Origin of the sequence: Zavarzinia compransoris (assembly GCF_003173055.1) — a bacterium.
Taxonomy (GTDB): domain Bacteria; phylum Pseudomonadota; class Alphaproteobacteria; order Zavarziniales; family Zavarziniaceae; genus Zavarzinia; species Zavarzinia compransoris.
In genome coordinates this window covers 142,573-162,129 of record NZ_QGLF01000005.1, presented here as the reverse complement: position 1 = coordinate 162,129, position 19,557 = coordinate 142,573, and the positions used below count along the sequence as shown (strand labels likewise).

Genomic DNA, 19,557 nt, shown 5'->3' with positions numbered 1-19,557 from the left:
GCAATAAGTGAATAAAATGCAGGCCGACGAACCGACCATGGGCCGAAGGGAGCGCAAGCGCCAGGAGACGCGGGCGCGCATCCTGACGGCGGCGCGCGCACTCTTCCTGGCCAAAGGGTTCGACGGCACCACGGTCGACGAGATCGCCGAGCGGGCCGACATCTCCAAGCGCAGCTTCTTCGATTATTTCCCCAGCAAGGAGGATGTGGTCACGGCCTGGCAGGACGGGTTCGGCGACCTGCTGGTGGCCCGGATCGCCGCGCGCCCGCCGGGCGAGCCGCTGGCCCGCACGGCCCATGCGGCGATGTCGGCAGCGATCCGGGACTCGGCCAGCCCCGAAGGAATCGACCTGGACGCGCTGGTGCGCGACACGCCCTCCCTCCGGGCCCGGATGCATCTCAAATACGCCCGGCTCGAGGCGAGGCTGGCCGAAGCCCTGGCGGCCCGGACCGCGCCCCCGCCCGACGGCGGGGCCGCCCTCGTCGGCGAACCGGCCCTGCTCGCCATGATCGCGGTGGGCGCCCTGCGGCTCGGCTCCGAAGCCTGGCGCACATCGGCCGCCGAACCGCCCCCGCCCGACCACTACACCGACCGCGTCTTCGACGACATCTGGCACCACCTCCGGCAACTGGCGGCGGCCGGCGGCGACTGATACCGCTTCCCCGAAGAGCCGGCCTGACCAAGGAGTCCCGCGCGGCCCCCGGATCAGAGCCCCTCTCCCGGCAGCAAAGCAGCAAAATATGCCCGCCGCGAGAAAACCTCATCGGCTGCGCGGCAAATGCCGGCAGAGGCAAAGAGCGAATCCCCGCGGATGCGGGGGAGCCAACGTGTCGTGTTGCTTATGCTGATGTTCAAGAGGACCATCCCCGCGTATGCGGGGGAGCCCGAAGTTGACACCGGCCAGGAGCTTCCCCACATTGACGGTGGAGGCCGGTGCCGGGCCGAGACGGGCGGCGCCATCCGCGGTGGTCGCAACCCCCTCTTTAGTGACTGCGCCGGCCTCTTCCATTTCCGTCAAACGATGATCGCACAGCCGGCGGCCGGCCACGGTTTCCTTGACCGTCAGGGTCCATCCCCGCGTATGCGGGGGAGCCGCGAGGGGCCACAAGGGGCGCGGTGCCGACGTGGGTCCATCCCCGCGTATGCGGGGGAGCCCCCAACACTGGGGCGGATGGTCAGCTTGATCGAGGTCCATCCCCGCGTATGCGGGGGAGCCCGCCCCGAGGCCAAGATCGTCACATCCCGCGTGGGTCCATCCCCGCGTATGCGGGGGAGCCGCGGCCAGGGGTGACATCCCCAGTGCGGCCCGGGGTCCATCCCCGCGTATGCGGGGGAGCCACATTTCGGCCAGCGCTTTCGCCCGGGGCAGGGGTCCATCCCCGCGTATGCGGGGGAGCCCCTGGCCATGCACCGTCTCTATGCCCCGCTGCATTTCGACGGCCGGCTGTGGCGGGTCAAGCTCACGGTCAAGGAGGCCCGGACCGGGCGGCGCATCTATGATCATCGACTGACGGAAGTGGAAGAGGCCGGCGCCGCCACTAATGGGGTGACATCCGACGCCGCGGGCGCCGCAGTGGAACATCCCGGCCCGGCACCGGCCTCCACCGTCAATGTGGGGAAGCTCCTGGCCGGTGTCAACTTCGACGACGACATCCCGGTGCTGACCGACCGGCTGGGTGACCTCGCCCCGCGCAAGGACTTGTCGTTCGCCTCGGGTCCATCCCCGCGTATGCGGGGGAGCCCCGCTGCTGCGCCTGCATGTCGGGGGCAATCAGGGTCCATCCACGCGTATGCGGGGGAGCCTCGCGGGGTAGGCGTTTTCCGATGCGCGCCATGGGTCCATCCCCACGTATGCGGGGGAGCCCCCGACGCGGATGCCCGAAACGCCGGCTACAACGGTCCATCCCCGCGTATGCGGGGGAGCCCGGCCGCCTTAACCTCGGTATTCCACCCGCCGGGGTCCATCCCCGCGTATGCGGGGGAGCCATGCCAAAGGCCGTCTGCGGCACCGCCTTGACAGGTCCATCCCCGCGTATGCGGGGGAGCCTTCCGGGTGGTCGCGTCCCCATAGTCAGCGCAGGGTCCATCCCCGCGTATGCGGGGGAGCCGCGGGGTCAGCCGCCGGACGCCGCCGGGGTAGCGGTCCATCCCCGCGTATGCGGGGGAGCCTGTCGCCCCTGCGTCAGCGCTGCCCGCCTGGGGGGTCCATCCCCGCGTATGCGGGGGAGCCCCCTGAAAGGTAGGGGAAGGACACCCGGACGCCGGGTCCATCCCCGCGTATGCGGGGGAGCCGGCGTATTGCAGCCCGTCCATGGGGTGGGAGAAGGTCCATCCCCGCGTATGCGGGGGAGCCGCCCAGTCGAAGGTGTTGGGATAGACCCAGCGGGGTCCATCCCCGCGTATGCGGGGGAGCCAGCGGGCGGCCCATGTCGTCCACCCCGCCGTAGGGTCCATCCCCGCGTATGCGGGGGAGCCGGATCAGGGCCTCGGTCGCGGTCATGCGCGGGGGGTCCATCCCCGCGTATGCGGGGGAGCCACGATCGCCGCAGCCACAGCCTGCGCCATCTCGGGTCCATCCCCGCGTATGCGGGGGAGCCTCTCGGGCGATCCTGGCGATTGTCTCCTCGCCGGGTCCATCCCCGCGTATGCGGGGGAGCCAGGATGCCGTGCGGCTTCCCCCGCGACGGGGGGGGTCCATCCCCGCGTATGCGGGGGAGCCAACGATCGTGCCGGACCGGCCGGGCACGAACAGGGTCCATCCCCGCGTATGCGGGGGAGCCTCTTGCATTTAAGAGACTGAATTCGTTTGACAATGTCAAAGAGCAGTTGATGCCGGGGGGCGAAAGCCGAGGTAGACACCGTCGGCGTCCAGAAGGGTGCAAGGCGGGGCGCCGAGGATCGAGAGGCCGAGATGGCCGGGCTGGGTGCGGTCGCGCCAGCACATGGTGATGGCGCCGCCACCGATTTCCCGGAACCAGCCGTCGAGCACGGCCCAGACCCGCTCGCGCACGCCCTTGGTCATCGAGGGCGAGACATAGGTGCCCGGGCTGACCTCGATCATCACCGAGGCGAGGAAACCCCTGAAGCGGTCCGCGACGTCGCGGGTGACGACGATCACCATGGCGCCCCATCCTCTTCCGAACCGCGGTCCGCTGCCGGGAGTGGCGCCGGCGGTCGGCCTGCGGCGGGGTCGAACAGGGCTTTGATGCGGTCGATCATGCCGGGAATGACCTTGTCGGCCTGGAGGCGGCGGGTGATCTGGCGGCGGACGTGGCGTTCCAGGCTGATGCCCGGCTGGCGCTCGGCCTGACGGACCGCCTCGAAGGCGCCGGGCAGGACGAGGCTATCGCGATAAAGATCGGCGATATCGAGAATGAAGGCATTGCCTGAGTCTTCGTGGATGAAGCCGAGCGAGGGGATCGTGCCGGTCGCAGCGACCGCGATGGCGGCCGCCGCCTCGACCGCGCTGGCGGCATGGTTGATCGCCTGATTGGGGGCATCCGCGGCGTCGGGCCTCGACCGGTCGTAACGCCGTCCTTCCCAGCGAATGCCGTATTTCTGCGCGAGGAGGCGATAGGTCTCTTTCATCCGTGCCCCTTCGATGCCCCGAAGCACGGCGATATCGCGATGCGGCAGAACCTCGCCCAGGCGCCAGGCATAGAGGCGCCGCGCGACATCAAGCCGTGCGGCCTGGGCGGCGGACTTGCTGCCCTCGCGGGTATCGGCCCAGGCCGCGGCCTGCAGGCGGGCCAGGCGGCTGTCGTCCGGCCCGAGCGGGGGTGCCGTATAGAGACGCACGCCACCCTCGCCGATGGCGGCAAGGCCAGTGCCGTGGCGCGCCAGGAGGCGCAGGGCATCATGGGAAATCGTGGTCCCCGGCCCCATGAGCAGGAGAGAGATGGCCTGGAACGGGATCGCATAATCGCCGGGCGGCAAGCCGTCATCGCCCGCCGCCCGGAATCGCAGCGTGCCGTCCTCGACATGGATATTGCCCCGGGCAAGCCAGAGCAGGCCCTGCCGATCGGCATGAGGCACCCGAGCGGTTTCAAGGCCAAGGCGCCCCTTCAGCATCGGCCCCGCCCGTCAGGCCGCCGGGCGCAGCAGCAGCATGCCGAAGCCGAAGGCCCGGTGCCGCCCGATCCCCCGGGCCACCAACCGGCGAAAACCTTCCGGCTCGGTCACGGTCAATGTGCCGGCAAGATCGGCATCGATCTGCTGCCGCTGGGCGACGCGCTTGCCTTCAGCGTTGCGGCGCAGCAAGGCCGTGCGGCGCTGGCCGGTCAAGGCCGCCTGCTCCAGTGCCGCGCCGGATTGCGTGAGGCCGGCCGCCAGCCATTGCCGATAAACGTCCTCGCGGTCAGGCTTCGGGCCGTCCCGGTCCGCTTCCGCCCGGGCCAGAAAGATATCCACCTCCGCCCCCGGCTTGAAGCACGGATGCTGCCGGCCGATACGGACGACGGGCCGCACCCGCACCGTGAAGGCCAGGCGCTGGCCCGGCCTGAACACCGGCATGGGCTTGGCCGCCGACATCGGCCAGTCGACGATGCGATAGACGTCGGGCGTTGCATGCAGGGCGGCGATCTCCGCCAGGGCCGGAAGATCTGCCGGCGCGTAGGCGAGCAGCGAGGGGCCCCCGCCGGCCCGCACCTGCAACACGAAAGGTTTCGGTGCGGCGGCGCCGAACAGGGCGGTCAGCAGCGCATGGCACAGGTAGCCGCCATCGCTGTCGGCCCGGCGGTCCAGGCCGAGCCCGGCGCCGAAACGGGCCAGCCGGTCGCCATCGAGGGCCAGTTGCAGCATGTGAAGCGCTGTGGTCACGGCGGCCCTCCCCGTTTCGGCAGGGGCCCTGCGACCACCCGCCGTTCCCCGCCATGGAACTGGTTGCGCCAGTCGCGCTGATCGACGACGGTCTCCTGCCGGGCATTGCGCGGCAGGAGACCGTCGTCGGGCCATTCCGCCGCCAGGCCTTCGGCCTCGGCAGGAAAATCCGCCAGGCCGAGGGCCGCCGCCAGGGCATGGGCCCGGTGCAGGGCCGCCACCGCATCCGCTGCGGTCACCCGGCCCGCCAGCAGGGGCCGCGCCGGCAGGCAGGTCTTCCGCCCCAAGAACAGCGGCCGGGCCGGCTCCCGCAATGCGGTCTCGACGGCGTCAAGGTCAGGCCCTTCGCCGGCGCCGAGCGTGAGGACGACCAGGCGCAAAGCGCCGGCCAGATAGTGGCGGTTGCGGATATGGGTGCTGGACCCGGCCGAGCCGCCTTCCCGCCCCTGTGGCGCGCCCCGCGTCGTCCAGCCGCTGCGCATGAACGGCTGGCCGAGGTCGACGGTATGAAAATCGACCAGGGCCTCGCCGTCCCGCAGGTGCAGGCTGGCGTGATCGAGGCGGTGCTGAAGCGCCTCGAGCCGGCCGGCATCGCGGTGTTCGTAACCCAGGGCATTGCCGATCAATCCGGTCAGCAGGCTGCGGCCTGGATCGCCCCGGGTTACGCCGTGTTGATCGATCATGGCACCGCCGAAACTCATCAGCGGCGCATCGAGAACGAGGACGAGCCAGTCCGTCATCGGCTCAGGCCCCCGGCGCGAAAGCGACCGTGCCGTCGACGAGACCGCGGGCCCAGACCGCCAGCGCCGGCAGGTTGAGGCCGGCCGGCGCGGTTTCCGCCAGATCGGGGATCTGCGAGGCGATGCGCCTGTCCTCCGCCTTGCCGTACATGGCATCCAGCCGGCCGAGCTGGTCGAGCAGGCGCGCGGTCGCCTCTTCACGCAGGTCGTTGCGGGAGAGGCCGATCGCCTTGTAGAAGCCGTTGGCCAGGCTGCGGGGCTGGCGCTTTCCCGCCTCGACCAGGACGGTATCGGCAAAGGCATAGGGGGCGGTGGAGCCCAGCTTCGCCCCGGGCGAAACGGTGGCGATCGTGCCGATCAGCCGCTCCACCACCTGGCCGGCCAGGGTGCGGTCGGCGCTGGCCCAATCCGCCGCCGCACAGCCCTGAAGGTTCGCGACCAGGAGCGGCACATCGACCACGACATAGCTGTAATAGAGGCCCGAGGTCAGTTCCGAGGTATTGATATGGCCGCTGCCCTGTTCACCGCTGTCGGCGACGATATCGTCGACGGCGGTGAAATAATCGGGCTCGCTTTCGATCGCATGGACGGTGAAGGCATGGGCGACATGGATCGCCGCATCGGCGCGGGCGAAGACGTCGCCGGTGATCATGCGCCCGAACAGCGCGGCATCCAGCCCGGCCCCTTCCCGCATCGAGGCGAAATTGGGTTTTTCGGCCTTCAACAGGGCCTGGAGGGCGGCCTTGAAATCCTTGTTGGTACCGGCATCGGCGACGAGCTTCCGCACGAGACCGACGATATAGCGGGTTTCGCCGGGTCCGAGGACGATGACCTGGGACGTGTGCAGATCGGGGGCTGTCTCCTCGCCCTTCTTCTTGGCGGCGGCCTTTTTGCTTTCGCCGAGAACCTCGGCCTGGACCGCGGCGATCGCCTCCGCCACCCGGGCCTCGTCCAGCCCTTCGTCGATCAGGGGCCGGGCCACATGGTACTCGAAGGTGCGCCGGGACCGGATGGCGCGTTCCGCCGCCGGCACCAATTGCCATTCCCCGGCGGCAAGGCGCCAATGGCGCTTCTGACATTGCGAGGAGACGCGCCCGCGCATGCTGCCGCCCAGCGGCAGGCGCTTGGCCTCGCCGATATCGTCGCGGTTCAACAGAACGCCGGCATAGGGCGTCAGCGTGTGGATCTGCAGGAAGCGGGGCAATTCGGTCATGCTTTCACCTCGGCTTTAGCGATCGGCGTGAAATAGGCTTTGGCAATGGCGCTGGCCGCACGGTCCAGGCTGCCGGCATCGGCATTCAGGCGGCTGAGGGCGAAATCGGCGAGTTCGTATCCCCTGGCGCGCACGCCTTTGGCGGCCAGCCAGCGGGCGACCGTGCCGATTTCATCCCCGACCGAAGTCGCATCCGCCCGCAGCAGGCGCAACAGGCGGGCCTCGGCATAGCCGGTCTCGGCCAAAACCCGGCCCAACGGCTGGCCGCCCTCGCCAAGAGGGGCGATCTGGGCAAGGGCGGCCAGGATGGGAGGCCAGAGCGCCTCTCGCCCCTCGGTCCGCAGATCCTCGTCCACCCTGCATTCGGCCATCACGCGCCAATAGGCGAGCGACGGCTTGCCGCCGGCCAGGCGCCGAAGGGCGGCCAGTTCGCCGGGGTCGGCGTGCCGCAGCCGGCTCTCGATCGTGCCGATGGCGCTGCCCAGTTTCTGCCAGGGCTTCAGCTCTTCCTTCGCCTCTTCGGTCATGCCGTTTTCTCCTCGGGCGGCAGGGCTTTGTTCAGCCTGCTGTGGAATACGTTGAGGGCCGCAAAATGCGCCTTTTCCCGGCGATTGACGGGCGGCGGCAGGGCACTGAGACCGGCTTTGAACCAGTGGATCGCCGCCTGCCGCAACCAGTCGAGCCAGGCGCGGTGGGGATCGGGAACCCCATCCCCGGGCGCGACCTGGGCCCAGAGATGATCGAGAAAATGCCGGTCCACCGCGCGGCCCAGGCCTTCAGCCTGCACGTGCGGCCTGTCGTCGTCCTGCTTCAGGGTTTCCGGGGCGCCCTGGAGATAGATCCGCAAGCCGAGGCGAAGCGCGGCCAGCGCCGCCGCCGCATCCTTCTGCATCTCATCCGCCCGGGCGGCGAGATAATGGCTCATCTCCTCATCCTCAAGGCCGTCCGCGACGACGCGCGGGATGGGCACCACCCTCTCGTGCAGCCCGTCCGTTCGCCCTTGCCCGCGCACGAGGACGGTGAAATGAAGGTCCAGGTTGCCCTCTCCTTCGCCCGGATAGGGTTTCAGTGCGACCGGCAGGCCCCTCCGATCCGTCAGGATTTTCACGATCCGCTGATGATCCAGGCCCGCCGCAGGCACGGTGAAGGCGGTACCGGCCACACTGTCGACCGGCGCCCAAGGATCGCCGAGAGCGCCCTTGAACGCGGCCGCCGCAAGGCGCGCCGTCTCGCTCGGGCGCAGCAGGGCGCCGATGCGCCCCCCCTGCTCGACCAGCCGGACCCGGCGGCAGATTTCGATGAAATAAGGATCGAGACCTTGGACCGGGATGGCCTCCTCCTCGTCCCACGGCTCCAGCCAGAGAAGGGCCAGGCCGCCGCTTTCGCGATAGAAATTCATTGCCGCCAGCAGCCTGCCCCGCGTCGCCAGCAGGAGGCGCAGGTCGTGCCGGAAGCGTAGGGCCCACCCGCCCCCCTCCTGGCGGCCGGCAAGCACGCGGGCGGAGAAGCCGCCGTTCATGCGCGCGATACCGTAGTTGCCGCGGCCGAGGAAGCCTTGCATGGTCTGCAAATTGACCAGGGCATAGGCCCAGTGATGCGCCTCGCCGCCGGTGACCCGTTCCAGCTTCAGATCATGGTTCTTGGCAACGATCAGAATATCGATCGCATCCGCCGCCAGGACCGGCCCCCGGAATTTCGCCAGCGCCGCCGCCCGCACCGGGGGCTGGAGGAATGCCGGGCGCGCCGGCGGGGCGACCAGGGCAAAGGCGGTGTCGGCCTCCTCGCCCGCCAGCGCTTCCAACAGGACCAGCCACCCGGCCTCCGTGTCCGGGGCGTCCCCCCGGCCCGCGGCGGTCAGCGCCAGGGCCGCCAATTGCACCAGGAAGCAGAACCAGCTTTGCCGCTGATGCGCCGCGAGGCCGGGAAACCCGAGATCCTCGCCCGCGCTCAGCCGGGCCAATACGCCGGGCAGAGTCTCCCGGTCCCGCCCCCCGCCGGATACCGGCAGCAGGGGCTCCCGCAGCAAGTCGAACATGAGATTCCCCCTCGACGACCAGCGGAAGGATAATCCTCGATTGCGCAAACGGGAACAGCGCAATCGAGGATCGGTTGATCAAGGACGATCAATAGCTGACTATGGAGGTTCCATGGCTCACCTCTCGACTCTTACACGGGTTTCAGGGGCGTCGTGACGCGCTGGTCGGGAGTACCAGTCCCGACCAGCGCAACTCTGAACCAGAGTGAGTCGGCCGTCAACCGACTTAACTATTATATGTGCTGTTACTTTCCCCAGGTTTCTGGGGGAGCAAAATAAGAACACGTCTAATAAGGTCCATCCCCGCATGACGGGGGAACCTCACCTTAGTATCACAGCTTGCGGCGTTTGAACGTCGAAAGGCCGCCGCCTCGCGTTATGCCTTGCCCAGCCCGTAGGCGGTGTAGCTGAACGCCGAGCCTCCGACACTCAGCGCGCCGTCCTCGCCGATCTCGACCTTCTCCAGCGCCGTCTCGTCCCTCTCCACCCCAAGCATCCACCCCGGTATCGACAATTGCTCGATCCGCGCGCCGAGGACGCTCTCGAAGGCCGGCGCCACGCGGACGATCCGGGCATCCGCGCCGAGTCGTGTGAGAACGACCCCTTCAGCATCGGGCAGCGGCATCGGGCGTTCGGTGAAGTCGAGCATGTTGAATCTGGCGACCTGCCCCTGCGCCAGGGTCACGCCCTCGACCGTATTGAGATGCGCGGACCAGGCCGGTCCCAGGTCCTCCGCCAGGGCGCGGAGGGCCGGAGGATGGGTGGCACGTTCAACCAGCAGACGGTTGTGATCGGGAATACGGATCACTCCAAGGTCGATAAGGGCGCGCCTCGTCGCGACGATACCGAGCAAATTGGGATAGACTCGGCCCAGGCCAAGCAAGCCCTTGGCGATGGCGCCCCTGCCGTCGATCAGGGCGGCCAGTCTTGCCTCGCCCGGCGCATGAACCGACAGGCGGGGCATGCGGAACCCCTCGGGCCGCGCGGGCCGCAGATGGCGATGCAGGCGCCCGATCCGTTGCAGCAATACGTCGGCCGGGCACAGGTCGGTGATCAGATAGTCAGCATCGATGTCGAGCGACTGTTCCGCCGTCTGGGTGGTGACACAGACGATGGGGGCGGTGCTGTCCGGACCGAGGGCCGCCTCCAGGGCCGGATCGAGCAAAACCCGGTCGGCCGGGGCGAAGCGCCCGTGATGCACGGTCGCAACCCCGTTGCAGCGAAAGACAAGTTCCGGCCGCCCCGCCCTTTCCGCCAGGGCGGCAAGCGCCCGCGCGGTGTCGCAGGCATCGTCGACCCGGTTGCGGATGACGAGCACGCGCGCCCCCTGCACGGCCGCCTCGAAGGCGAGCCCGGCGATCGCGGCATGATCCAGATCGGCGACACAGTCGACCGCCACCGATTTGCCGCCGCCCGACATCGCGGCCGGTGCAGGAATCCGGGCATTTCGGCCATGGATGGCGGGATAGGGCTGGCGGGCGAGGTCATCCGCCGCCGGCAAGGCGTCGATCTCGCCCTGGGACGCCCCCATCAGGCGAAGGCGGGCCGCCGTCCCCAGGGTGGCGGACATGAGCAGGGCATGGCCGCCGGCCGCCCGATGCTGGGCAATAAGATTGGCGACAATCGCGGTCATATAGTTATCGGAAGCATGCACCTCGTCGATGACCAGCAATTGCCGCAGCAGCGGGGACGAGCGCAGTTCCGCATGGCGCACGGATAATCCGCCGAGCATCACCTGATCGATCGAGCCGACCGCAACCGCCGCCGCCATGAAACGCTTCGGATGTTCCGCAGCCCAGGCGGCGTCGCGCCGCCCATCGCCGGAATCATCGGGCCAGAGCACGGCGAAATCGGGCAGCGCCATGCCCTCCATCTCCCCTGCGCGCAGGTAACCCGGCAGGGCGAGAACGGCCGGCGGCGCGGCGGCCCCCATGACGCGATCAAGGGCTTCGACCACCCGGCGATGGATCTGCACCGCCGCCGCCCGCGTGGGCAGGGCAAAATAAAGTCCGTCCACCAGGCCAAGGCGCATCAGGTTGGCGAAATGGGCGATGGCGGCCTCGGTCTTGCCGGACCCGGTTTCCGCCTCGATCACGACCAGGGAACCGGGCTCGACCACCGCCGATACCATCGCGACCTGGGTCGGACGCGGCGCCCGCCCGCCGCCGAGCACGGCCGAGAGGATGGCCGCTCCCGTCTCCGGCAGCGCCCCCGCAGCCCAGGCCGGGTCGAGACGGAGCCTCTCCACTGCGGCCGCAGCCAGCCGGCGGGAGACATCGATCCGTTCGGCACCGGCGTCGGTCACGAAATCGCAGACCAGATCGCTCGACGCGATCCAATCGGCCAGCATCACCAGGCCGGCGAAACCATGCAGGAACCGGCCCTCCAGCAGATGCCCGGCAGCCCCGGCCTCGAACGCCGCCCCGAACCAGGACGGCAAGACGCGGCCGATCGGCTCCAGCGCGCTCATGGGATCGTAACCATCCCCGCTGCGCCACAATTTCGTTTCAGGATTGCCGGACACGGGCAGGCGCCCATGGTGCATCAGGACCGCATCGACCAACGGCATGGCCTTGCGACGCCCGCCGAACCAGCGGAACACCGCGTCGAGGCCGCTGGCCGCGACCAAATTGCCGTAGACGGGCGGCAAGCGGTGGGGGTGGCCGGCATAACCATCGGCCAGCAGGTCGACCACAGGCTTGATGTGGCCTGCACGATCCGGCCAGCACAGATCATCGATACGCGCCAGGAAACCGCGATTGGCCTTGCCCAGGTCGTGCAGGGCAGCCAGAAGCGACAGGCGGCCGATATCGACCGGCGTCAATGCCTCGACACCCGCCAGGGCCGCCAGCCGGCGGCCGATAGTCCCGGTACGCAACAGCGCCTCGACCATGGCACCAACATCGGCACTATGGGCGAGCAGGCTGTGCCGGCGCCCCGCCCGGTCCGCCTTTGCCAAGGCCAGCACCATATTCCTCTCCCGCCAGTCGACACGCCGCAGACAACCCTAGAGGATATCCGCCGCTCAACGCTACACGCGGCGCGACGGCACAAGCGGGCGCCTCGGAGGATCAATTGTGCGAGATGTTACCCCAGGCGGCCCCGCAGCAGGCGCTGCGCGGCCCCACACAAGCAGAGCGCAATCCGGAATCAGCTTGTCCGAAGCAAGTCGGACAAGTCTGTGGCTGGCGATAGAATCTTAGGAAACTCTGGCGGACCCGAAAGGATTCGAACCTTCGGCCTCTGCCTTCGGAGGGCGCGTTGTGGTGCTTTTCCGGTGCTTCCTGCTGTTTACCCGGCATCGCTAGACTATTATGATCGCTGCCATTTCCTGGCATAGGGAAAGGCAGCGGTTGCGCGCGAAATTACCCGCATTTGCTTCCTGCTGCTTCCTATATGCTTCCTGTAGCGTCTGGGAGGGCAATTGTGGCGAAGCTCACAAAGAGGCTGATCGACGGCCTTGAGCCGAAATCGAGCGACTATTTCGAATGGGACGATGAGCTTCCCGGCTTCGGTGTGCGGGTGTGGCCGACTGGCCGGAAGGTCTATGTCGCGCAATACCGCGCTGGCGTCCGCACCCGGCGCGTGAAGGTCGGAACGCACGGCCCGTTGACGGTGGAAGAGGCCAGGAGGGAAGCCAAGGGCATCCTCGGCGACGTGGCGCGCGGCGAAGACCCGCAAGAGGATCGGGTGACGCGCCGGAAATCGCTCACCGTGTCGCAGCTCTGCGACAACTATCTTCAGGCTGCCGAGCGCGGCTTGATCATGGGCAAGGGCGGGAAGGCAAAGAAGGCTTCCACGCTCTACACCGATCGCGGCAGGATCGACCGGCATATAAGGCCGCTTCTCGGCAACAAGCTTGTCCGTGATATGACCCAGGCAGACGTAGCCCGGTTCATCCGCGACGTTGCCAGCGGAAAGACGGCGGTGGTGGAGAAAACCGACCGGAAGCGCGGCAAGGCGATCGTGGAAGGCGGCACCGGCACGGCAGCCCGAACCGCTGGCCTTCTCGGCGGCATCCTGTCCTTCGCAGTGTCGGAAGGCGTGATCCCGTTCAATCCCGCGACCGGCGTGAAGCGCCCCGCCGATAACCGACGCCAGCGGCGATTGACCGCCGACGAATACAAGGCGCTGGGTAAGGCGCTGGCCGCTGCCGAGGCCGACGCGGAAACCGCACAAGGGATCAAGGGCGCATGGTTGCTTGCCCTCACCGGCTGCCGCCTCGGCGAAGTCGAAAATCTGAAATGGGCTGAAGTCGATGACGATGGCGGATGCTTCCGCCTCGAAGATTCGAAGGAAGGCGCATCCGTCCGCCCGATCGGAAGGCCAGTGTTCGACGTGCTGGCGACGATAGAGCGGGAAAAGGAAAACCCCTTCGTGCTGACCGCCCTTCGCGGCGAAGGCGCATTCGGTGGGATGCCCGGCGCGTGGCGTCGGATCGTAAAGCGCGCCGAGTTGGAAGGCGTCACGCCTCACACCTTGCGGCATTCCTACGCCAGCGTGGCCGGTGATCTTGGCTTCACCGAAAGCACGATCGCCGCGATGCTGGGCCACGCGGCTGGATCGGTGACTTCGCGCTATGTGCATCACCTCGACAGCGTGTTGATTGCCGCTGCCGACAAGGTGGCGCGGACGATCCACGGGATGATGACGGGAGCCGAAGGCAAAGTGGTCCAACTGCCGAACCGCAAGCCCAAAGCCTGAAACCGTCGCGCGGACACGGTTTTTCGTGGTGCTACAGGTGCTACAGGTGCTACAACGCTGAAAATAAAGGGAAAATCCTGTAGCACCGAGCGAAATCGGCAGGTGCTACAGGTGCTACAAACTAGCGTTTCCGCTTGGGATAGCGTCCGCGATCTTTCAGTTTCCAGCCGAGTTCGGTGAGGCGATAGCCGACCGGCATTCCCCTGGCTGCATATGCCGAGGAAAACGGACCCTTTTCGGCGATGCCGAGGGACACAAGCCGTTCGGCCACCGTCTCGCCGAGGTTGCCGCGCTTGGCGAGCGGTTCAAACTCGCCAATTGCATTCGCGAGTTGCCCGACGCCACGCCATTCGTGAGCGTCTAGGGCCGTGTTCGCTAGAAAGTCTTCGTCGGCTTCCGTCATCTGGATTCGGCCATTTCTTCAATCTCGGCTTCGGTTAGCTCATACTTCTCACCGAGCCGATGCCAGGTTGCGAGCATCCGCCGATAGCGTTCCAGCACATTGCTATGCGAGTTGTCGGGCGCGTCCTTCAGTTCATCCCACTTGCCGAGGGTGCGGCGAACGAACATGGCAAAGCCATATTGATCGCCCTCTTCGTTGCCGTCGAAGCCTTCGAACTCGGCATAGCGGCTCTTCGGAGTGTAGCCGAGCTTCAGGCAGGAAAACTTGATGGCGCGGAATACGTTCAAGATTTCCTCGACCTCGCGCGAGACTTCCCGCTTTGTTGTCTCGGCATAGATCGACGGGTTTATCTCCGAATAGTATTGCTCATAGCCGTTCGATAGAATTCCCTGATTGGTCTCATATTCTTTCGTGTCGTCAGGATTGATCCGCTTCAGAATCTCATACTGGTTCCAAAGCGTCAGTCTTTCAGCCCATGTCAGCATTTCACTTCCCCTTTTTAAGCCGGACGCCCGGCCCTTCGCCATTCTCTTCGACGAAGATAACGCCAGCGCTCTTCAAGCGCACGCTGGATCACGTCCAGCGTGGCGTTGCGCGGCTGCGATCCGCCGCCTTCAAACTGGCGGACGGTGACAACGCCGACGCGCACGGCATCGGCAAGCTGCTGTTGCGACCAATCGAGAAGAGCGCCCATTTCGAGCAAGTCGGCTGGCCGGGCCAGCATGGGGAGGCTGCGGCATGTGCAAGGTGATCGACGCGCAAGACAGCATTGGCAAAGCCCGCGACCTGGCCGAAGCGATCTTCATGGCGGCCAGCGACATATCCGACCGGAAGCAAATGTCGGCTCTTCATGCGGTGGCAGACATTCTCGATGACGTGCTGACCGAGGCGAACGAGCTGCTTCAGACCTATCGCGATGAGCGTGACCGGAAGTCCTAGACGATGATCGAACCGCCAAGCCGCCCTGTCTTGCAATGGGGCGGCTTTTTCGTGCCCATTCGTCCTCTGCACAAATGGAACTTGCGCCCATCCCATTCGTCTGCTACACAAATGGGGATAGCGGATTGATGGAGCGAATACGATGGCAAGCCCAGGCGAAATGGTGAAGCGGATTGCCGAGACGTTCGGCGCACCGGAAGCGACTGTCACTCTGCACGACCGGAATCTTGCTGACGCTGGTTTGCGGACGAAGGGCGGGCGCGGACGCAGTGCGGCGAAGATGAGCGCGACGGACGTGGCGAATCTACTTGTCGCCGTCGCTGGCAGTTCGATGGTGAAGAACGCCGTGCAGACGGTGGAAGACTATTCGGGCCTGCCGTCGCGCGGCGGTGAAGTGAGCATTCGGAATGACGCCCGTAGCGACAGCAACGATGGCAATCCGCCTTCGAGCTGGGGCTTGTCGGCCTTCCCGATCCCGGCTCTTCAAAAGCTGCCTGCCAGCCATTCGTTCCGTGATGCCATTGTCGCGCTGATCGAGGCGGCAGCGGACGGGAGCTTGCGCGAAGCCGTGGACAATTTGCCGGTTGAGCAAGTCGGAACCAATCGCATTCCCAATTACTGGGGGATCGACGTCATTTTGTGGGGACCATATCCGCAGGCCGCAATCCGCATCTACTGCAAGTGCTTCAGCGAGGAGCACCATTATTCGGTGATCCCGACTGAAATGGACGAGCTCATGAAGTGGTCGAAAGAAATGGAGGCAGATCGCAACAACCACGGCGATTTGCGACAGATACGCGAGTTCTCTTCGAAAACCATCCTGGCGATGGGCGATCTTCTGAAGAGCTAATCTAGGAGAGGCCAAAATGACTGAAGAATTGAAACCCGCTTCGGCGGGAACGGCGGAGCCTTGCCTGCCGCCCGCCCTTCGCAAGCCCCGCCTTCGTCGTTGGGAAGCTGCCGACTATCTGAAGATCGTTCACGGCATCGAGGTTGCCCCGGCAACGCTCGCGAAGTGGGCTTCGGTCGGTGGCGGCCCTGCCTATCAGAAGGTGAACCGGACCCCGCTCTATCCGACCGTGGAGCTGGATAGCTGGGCCGCCGACAAGCTGGGCGATCCCGTCCGCAACACGTCGCACGGGTGACGCGACATGGCGGCCCTCGCGACCATTGCACCGAAGCTTTCCAAGCTGATCACGCGCCTTGCCACGGATCACGATGGGGAAGTGCTGGCGACGGTGGCAGCGATCCGGCGCACCCTCGAAAGCGCCGGGCTTGACCTTCACGCCCTGGCCGAAGCCCTCGGCGATCCGAAGACCGAAGCCAAGGAACCGGCGACGTGGTGCGAGCTGGCGACGTGGTGTCGGAACCAAGGGCAAACTGGCCTTTCCCTGAAGGAATTTGTCTTCGTGTCCGACATGGCGGATCGGCTGATCTTGGACGCCGAACCGACCGAAAAACAAGCGGCATGGCTGCGCGCCATATACGCGAAACTGAAGAAGGGATTGGCGCATTGATCGACTTTTCCCGCATCAATGCCGCCGCGATTGCGGCACTGCCGTCGCTCTTGGCGCGGTGGCTGCCCGATGGTCGCCGCGTCGGCCACGAATGGGTGGCGCGCAATCCTCGGCGATCCGATCGCAACCCCGGAAGCTTCCGGGTGAACATGAATACCGGCAAATGGGCCGACTTCGCCACCGACGAGTGCGGCGGTGATCCGGTGAGCCTTGCCGCGTATCTGGCAGGAACCGGCCAGGCCGAAGCCGCCCGCGCCCTTGCTGACATGCTGGGGGTGGACGCATGACCATGAACGCGATGTTTGCGCCCTTGTCGGCGGACGAAATCGCGCTGGCCGAAAGCCCCGCGCCGAAGGCAGGCGAGAAGCTGCCGATCGTTCCCGTTCCCGATGACGCGCCCGCCATGCAGTTTCGGCATCCGAAGTTGGGGGAGCCGGTGAAGGCGTGGCCTTATCACGATCCTGAAGCCCGATTGATCGGCTACGTCGCCCGGTTCGACTATGTGGACGATGCTGGAAAACCGGCGAAGGATTATCTGCCGATCACCTATTGCGACCTCGGCAAAGGCCGCCGCGCCTGGCGCGCGAAGGGCATTCCCGAACCGCGCCCGCTTTATCGCCTGCCCGGCATCGTCACCCGCGCCGATGCCCCCATCATTGTTGCCGAAGGTGAGAAAGCCGCCGACGCTGCCGCGATCCTCTTCCCCGATATGACAGCGACAACGCCGCCGCATGGCGCGAAGTCGCCTCACAAGGCAGATTGGTCCGCCGTCGCCGGGCGCACCGTGATCATTGCGACCGACAATGACGAAGCCGGGCAGCAATTTGGCGACAAGGTTTGCGAGCTGGCGCGCGCGACTGGCGCTTCCGCCGTCCTGCACCTTCCGCCCGATCGCCTCGGCGCATGGATATGGATGGACGGTGAGAAAACGCTTCGCGAAGGCGTGATCCCGAAGGGCTGGGATATTGCCGACGCGATCGAAGAGGGCTGGACCGCCGAGGCCGTCGCCAAACTGAAGAGCGATCCGGCCTTCCTGCCGATCTATCGCGATGCCGAAGAGCGCGAAACCCTTCGCCGCGTTGCCGCTGGCGAGCCTGAAGAGCTGACCCGCTGGCCGTTCCGCGTGGTCGCCAATGGCGTGGAAAAGCGCATCGAACGCGCCGACAAGGAAACCGGCATCATCACGATCGAATGGAAGTGGTTTTGCTCGCTTCTCGAAGTGGTGGCCGAAACCCGTAGCACCGAAAGCGAAGACTGGGGCCGCCTCTTGCGCGTCACCGATCGCGATGGCCGCACGAAGGAATGGAGTATGCCCATGCGGCTGCTGGCCGGTGACGGCACCGCCTACCGCGAACACCTGCTTTCCCTCGGCATGATCATGGCACCGGGCCGCTTCGCCCGTGACGCTTTGCACGAATACATCTCGACCGCCCGGCCAGACACGAAGGCACGTTGCGTCAATCGCCTCGGCTGGGGCGGACGCGCCTTCGTCCTTCCCCGGCAGACCTTCGGAGACAACTAGCATGGCCGAACGCATCATCTACCAAAGCGACGGCCTGGCCGATGATCCCTACCGCGTCGGCGGTGAGCTGGCCGGATGGCAAGAGGGACTTGCTCGATACGCCGTTGGCAATTCCCGGCTGGCGTTTGCGATGAGCGCCGCCTTTGCCGGGCCGCTCTTGCTGCCAGCCGAGGCGGAATCCGGTGGCTTCCATTTTCGCGGTGGCTCTTCGATCGGCAAGACCACTGCCCTTCAGGTCGCCGGATCGATATGGGGCGGGCGCGATTTTCCCCGCACCTGGCGCGCGACTTCGAACGGGCTGGAATCGGTGGCGCTGATGCACTGCGACACGCTCTTGCTGCTCGATGAAATGGGCCAGTGCGATAGCCGGGAAGTCGGCCAGGTCGCCTATATGCTGGCGAACGGCCAGGGCAAGACCCGCGCCGGGCGAAGCGGTGAAGCGCGCCGCGCCGCCCGCTGGCGCACCCTCTTCCTTTCGACGGGGGAGATTGGCCTTGCTGACAAGATCGCCGAGGATGGCAGGGGCCGCCGAGCGGCAGCCGGGCAGGAAGTCCGCATCGTGGATATTCCGGCGGATGCAGGCGCGGGCATGGGGATCTTCGAAACCCTTCATGGCTTCCCGTCCGCCGATGCCTTCGCCCGGCACCTGAAGGCGGCAGCCGGTGAGCATTTCGGCCACGCTTCCCATGCCTATCTTGATCGGCTGACCCGCGACTTCGACGGTATCGCGCCCGTGGTGAGCGGTTTCCAGAATGAGTTTGTCGCCGAGAACTGCCCGCCGAATGCCGATGGACAGGTGAGCCGCGTTGTGGCGCGCTTCGCTCTTGTGGCTGCCGGTGGTGAAATGGCGACGGCCTTCGGTGTGCTGCCGTGGCAGCCGGGCGAAGCGACCAAGGCAGCGGCGAAGTGCTTCCGCGATTGGCTCGACACGCGCGGCGGGATCGAACCGGCTGAAGAGCGCGAAGCGTTGTCCGCCGTCCGCCGCTTTATCGAGCTGCACGGCACGTCCCGCTTCGAGCCGATGGGCAGCTTTGCCCCGACCGACAACATAGGCGCACCGATCGACACGCGCATTCAGAACCGGGCGGGCTTCCGCCGTCGCGATGATGAGGGAAGCATTGAATATATCGTCCTGCCCGAAGTCTGGCGCGGCGAAGTGTGCGCTGGGCTTGACGCGGTGATGGTTGCGAAGACGTTGGCCGGGCGCGGGATGCTGAAGCCCGGCAGCGGGGGCAAGCTCCAGAATAACCAGCGTGTGCCCGGCTTCCCTTCGGCGATCCGGTGCTACGTGGTTACGTCCGGCATCCTCGGTGACGATGCGAGGGAGGCCGCCCATGCCTGATCTTGGCCGGTTCACCGACTTCGCCAGCCACGTCGGCGCTGTAGCACCGGCCTGTAGCACCTGTAGCACCGTAGCACCCGCCAAGGTGCTACAGGAATCAGGTAGCAATATCAATGCTGTAGCACCTGTAGCACCTGTAGCACCACGAATTGACGATGAGACGCACGAAAGTGACCTTCTCGACGCCTACGAAGAGCGCGCCGCGATCATGGAATATGACGGCGGATTGCCCCGGCACGAAGCCGAAGCCCTTGCTTGGAAGGAAGTCTTCGGCGACCGGGCCAGGGCAGCGTAAAGCCCCGGCAAGTGCCTGAATTTCCTCGC

General features: G+C 66.5%; 21 protein-coding genes and 2 CRISPR repeat arrays. Of the genes, 10 read left to right on the top strand and 11 right to left on the bottom strand.

The window, feature by feature from the left end; translation table 11 throughout:
* Positions 1 to 16 precede the first annotated feature (16 nt).
* Positions 17 to 652: a TetR/AcrR family transcriptional regulator gene (locus tag DKG75_RS17655; protein WP_109922492.1), complete on the top strand. Its 636-nt coding sequence runs from the start codon at positions 17 to 19 to the stop codon at positions 650 to 652.
* 413 nt (positions 653 to 1,065) lie between these two features.
* A CRISPR array of direct repeats spans positions 1,066 to 1,398; the repeat unit is 28 nt; unit sequence GGTCCATCCCCGCGTATGCGGGGGAGCC.
* 315 nt (positions 1,399 to 1,713) lie between these two features.
* Positions 1,714 to 2,780: direct repeats of the CRISPR family, unit length 28 nt; unit sequence GGTCCATCCCCGCGTATGCGGGGGAGCC.
* Positions 2,781 to 2,815: 35 nt separating this feature from the next.
* Here DKG75_RS17655 and cas2e read toward each other — a convergent pair.
* The 8 genes from cas2e to cas3 all read right to left on the bottom strand — a co-directional run bounded on the left by cas2e (position 2,816) and on the right by cas3 (position 11,777).
* Entirely contained in the window at positions 2,816 to 3,121 is a 306-nt protein-coding gene (gene cas2e / locus DKG75_RS17650; protein ID WP_109922491.1) for a type I-E CRISPR-associated endoribonuclease Cas2e, read from the bottom strand.
* Positions 3,115 to 4,071, bottom strand: a complete 957-nt coding sequence (cas1e, locus tag DKG75_RS17645) for a type I-E CRISPR-associated endonuclease Cas1e (RefSeq protein WP_109922490.1) — start codon at positions 4,069 to 4,071, stop codon at positions 3,115 to 3,117. Before cas1e ends, cas2e begins: the two co-directional genes overlap by 7 nt.
* Positions 4,072 to 4,083: 12 nt before the next feature.
* Complete coding sequence (locus DKG75_RS17640; RefSeq protein WP_166646257.1) at positions 4,084 to 4,818, bottom strand: type I-E CRISPR-associated protein Cas6/Cse3/CasE; 735 nt, start codon at positions 4,816 to 4,818, stop codon at positions 4,084 to 4,086.
* Positions 4,815 to 5,558 carry a type I-E CRISPR-associated protein Cas5/CasD gene (cas5e, locus tag DKG75_RS17635; RefSeq protein WP_109922488.1) on the bottom strand — a complete coding sequence of 248 codons (744 nt, stop codon included), beginning with the start codon at positions 5,556 to 5,558 and terminating at the stop codon, positions 4,815 to 4,817. The genes DKG75_RS17640 and cas5e overlap by 4 nt, the downstream gene beginning before the upstream one ends.
* A 4-nt stretch (positions 5,559 to 5,562) precedes the next feature.
* Entirely contained in the window at positions 5,563 to 6,771 is a 1,209-nt protein-coding gene (cas7e, locus tag DKG75_RS17630) for a type I-E CRISPR-associated protein Cas7/Cse4/CasC (RefSeq protein ID WP_208111875.1), read from the bottom strand.
* Positions 6,768 to 7,298: a hypothetical protein gene (locus DKG75_RS17625; protein ID WP_109922487.1), complete on the bottom strand. Its 531-nt coding sequence runs from the start codon at positions 7,296 to 7,298 to the stop codon at positions 6,768 to 6,770. Before DKG75_RS17625 ends, cas7e begins: the two co-directional genes overlap by 4 nt.
* Positions 7,295 to 8,806 (bottom strand): type I-E CRISPR-associated protein Cse1/CasA, encoded by a 1,512-nt coding sequence (locus DKG75_RS17620; protein WP_109922486.1) that lies wholly within the window; start codon positions 8,804 to 8,806, stop codon positions 7,295 to 7,297. The genes DKG75_RS17625 and DKG75_RS17620 overlap by 4 nt, the downstream gene beginning before the upstream one ends.
* Positions 8,807 to 9,182: 376 nt before the next feature.
* Positions 9,183 to 11,777 (bottom strand): CRISPR-associated helicase Cas3', encoded by a 2,595-nt coding sequence (cas3, locus tag DKG75_RS17615; protein WP_109922485.1) that lies wholly within the window; start codon positions 11,775 to 11,777, stop codon positions 9,183 to 9,185.
* Between the two features lie 455 nt (positions 11,778 to 12,232).
* Between cas3 and DKG75_RS17610 the strand changes: the two genes are divergently transcribed.
* Complete coding sequence (locus tag DKG75_RS17610) at positions 12,233 to 13,510, top strand: site-specific integrase (protein WP_109922484.1); 1,278 nt, start codon at positions 12,233 to 12,235, stop codon at positions 13,508 to 13,510.
* A gap of 121 nt (positions 13,511 to 13,631) precedes the next feature.
* On the opposite strand, the gene DKG75_RS17605 is transcribed toward DKG75_RS17610, so the two are convergent.
* Genes DKG75_RS17605 through DKG75_RS17595 form a run of 3 tightly spaced genes read right to left on the bottom strand, consistent with a single transcriptional unit; the run spans position 13,632 to position 14,637 of the window.
* The gene (locus DKG75_RS17605; protein ID WP_109922483.1) at positions 13,632 to 13,913 is read right to left on the bottom strand and encodes a hypothetical protein; all 282 of its coding nucleotides are present in this window, start codon (positions 13,911 to 13,913) and stop codon (positions 13,632 to 13,634) included.
* Positions 13,910 to 14,398 carry a YfbU family protein gene (locus tag DKG75_RS17600; protein ID WP_166646256.1) on the bottom strand — a complete coding sequence of 163 codons (489 nt, stop codon included), beginning with the start codon at positions 14,396 to 14,398 and terminating at the stop codon, positions 13,910 to 13,912. Before DKG75_RS17600 ends, DKG75_RS17605 begins: the two co-directional genes overlap by 4 nt.
* Positions 14,399 to 14,412: 14 nt before the next feature.
* On the bottom strand, positions 14,413 to 14,637 hold the full coding sequence (locus tag DKG75_RS17595) for a helix-turn-helix domain-containing protein (RefSeq protein WP_243746396.1): 225 nt from the start codon (positions 14,635 to 14,637) through the stop codon (positions 14,413 to 14,415).
* Positions 14,638 to 14,651: 14 nt separating this feature from the next.
* Here DKG75_RS17595 and DKG75_RS17590 point away from each other — a divergent pair, with 14 nt between their 5' ends.
* From DKG75_RS17590 to DKG75_RS22770, 8 genes are all read left to right on the top strand, one after another.
* Positions 14,652 to 14,852 carry a hypothetical protein gene (locus tag DKG75_RS17590; RefSeq protein ID WP_109922481.1) on the top strand — a complete coding sequence of 67 codons (201 nt, stop codon included), beginning with the start codon at positions 14,652 to 14,654 and terminating at the stop codon, positions 14,850 to 14,852.
* Between the two features lie 142 nt (positions 14,853 to 14,994).
* Positions 14,995 to 15,702 carry a hypothetical protein gene (locus DKG75_RS17585; RefSeq protein WP_133636670.1) on the top strand — a complete coding sequence of 236 codons (708 nt, stop codon included), beginning with the start codon at positions 14,995 to 14,997 and terminating at the stop codon, positions 15,700 to 15,702.
* A gap of 16 nt (positions 15,703 to 15,718) precedes the next feature.
* Entirely contained in the window at positions 15,719 to 15,997 is a 279-nt protein-coding gene (locus DKG75_RS17580; RefSeq protein WP_023432057.1) for a hypothetical protein, read from the top strand.
* A 6-nt stretch (positions 15,998 to 16,003) separates the two neighbouring features.
* Positions 16,004 to 16,369 carry a hypothetical protein gene (locus DKG75_RS17575; RefSeq protein ID WP_109922479.1) on the top strand — a complete coding sequence of 122 codons (366 nt, stop codon included), beginning with the start codon at positions 16,004 to 16,006 and terminating at the stop codon, positions 16,367 to 16,369.
* A complete protein-coding gene (locus DKG75_RS17570; RefSeq protein ID WP_425086457.1) occupies positions 16,366 to 16,656 on the top strand; it encodes a hypothetical protein in 291 nt (96 codons plus the stop codon). The genes DKG75_RS17575 and DKG75_RS17570 overlap by 4 nt, the downstream gene beginning before the upstream one ends.
* Entirely contained in the window at positions 16,653 to 17,891 is a 1,239-nt protein-coding gene (locus tag DKG75_RS17565) for a DUF927 domain-containing protein (RefSeq protein ID WP_109922477.1), read from the top strand. Before DKG75_RS17570 ends, DKG75_RS17565 begins: the two co-directional genes overlap by 4 nt.
* Position 17,892: 1 nt before the next feature.
* On the top strand, positions 17,893 to 19,233 hold the full coding sequence (locus DKG75_RS17560) for a DUF927 domain-containing protein (protein ID WP_109922476.1): 1,341 nt from the start codon (positions 17,893 to 17,895) through the stop codon (positions 19,231 to 19,233).
* Positions 19,226 to 19,528, top strand: a complete 303-nt coding sequence (locus tag DKG75_RS22770; RefSeq protein WP_133636668.1) for a hypothetical protein — start codon at positions 19,226 to 19,228, stop codon at positions 19,526 to 19,528. The genes DKG75_RS17560 and DKG75_RS22770 overlap by 8 nt, the downstream gene beginning before the upstream one ends.
* The last annotated feature ends 29 nt before the right edge of the window (positions 19,529 to 19,557 follow it).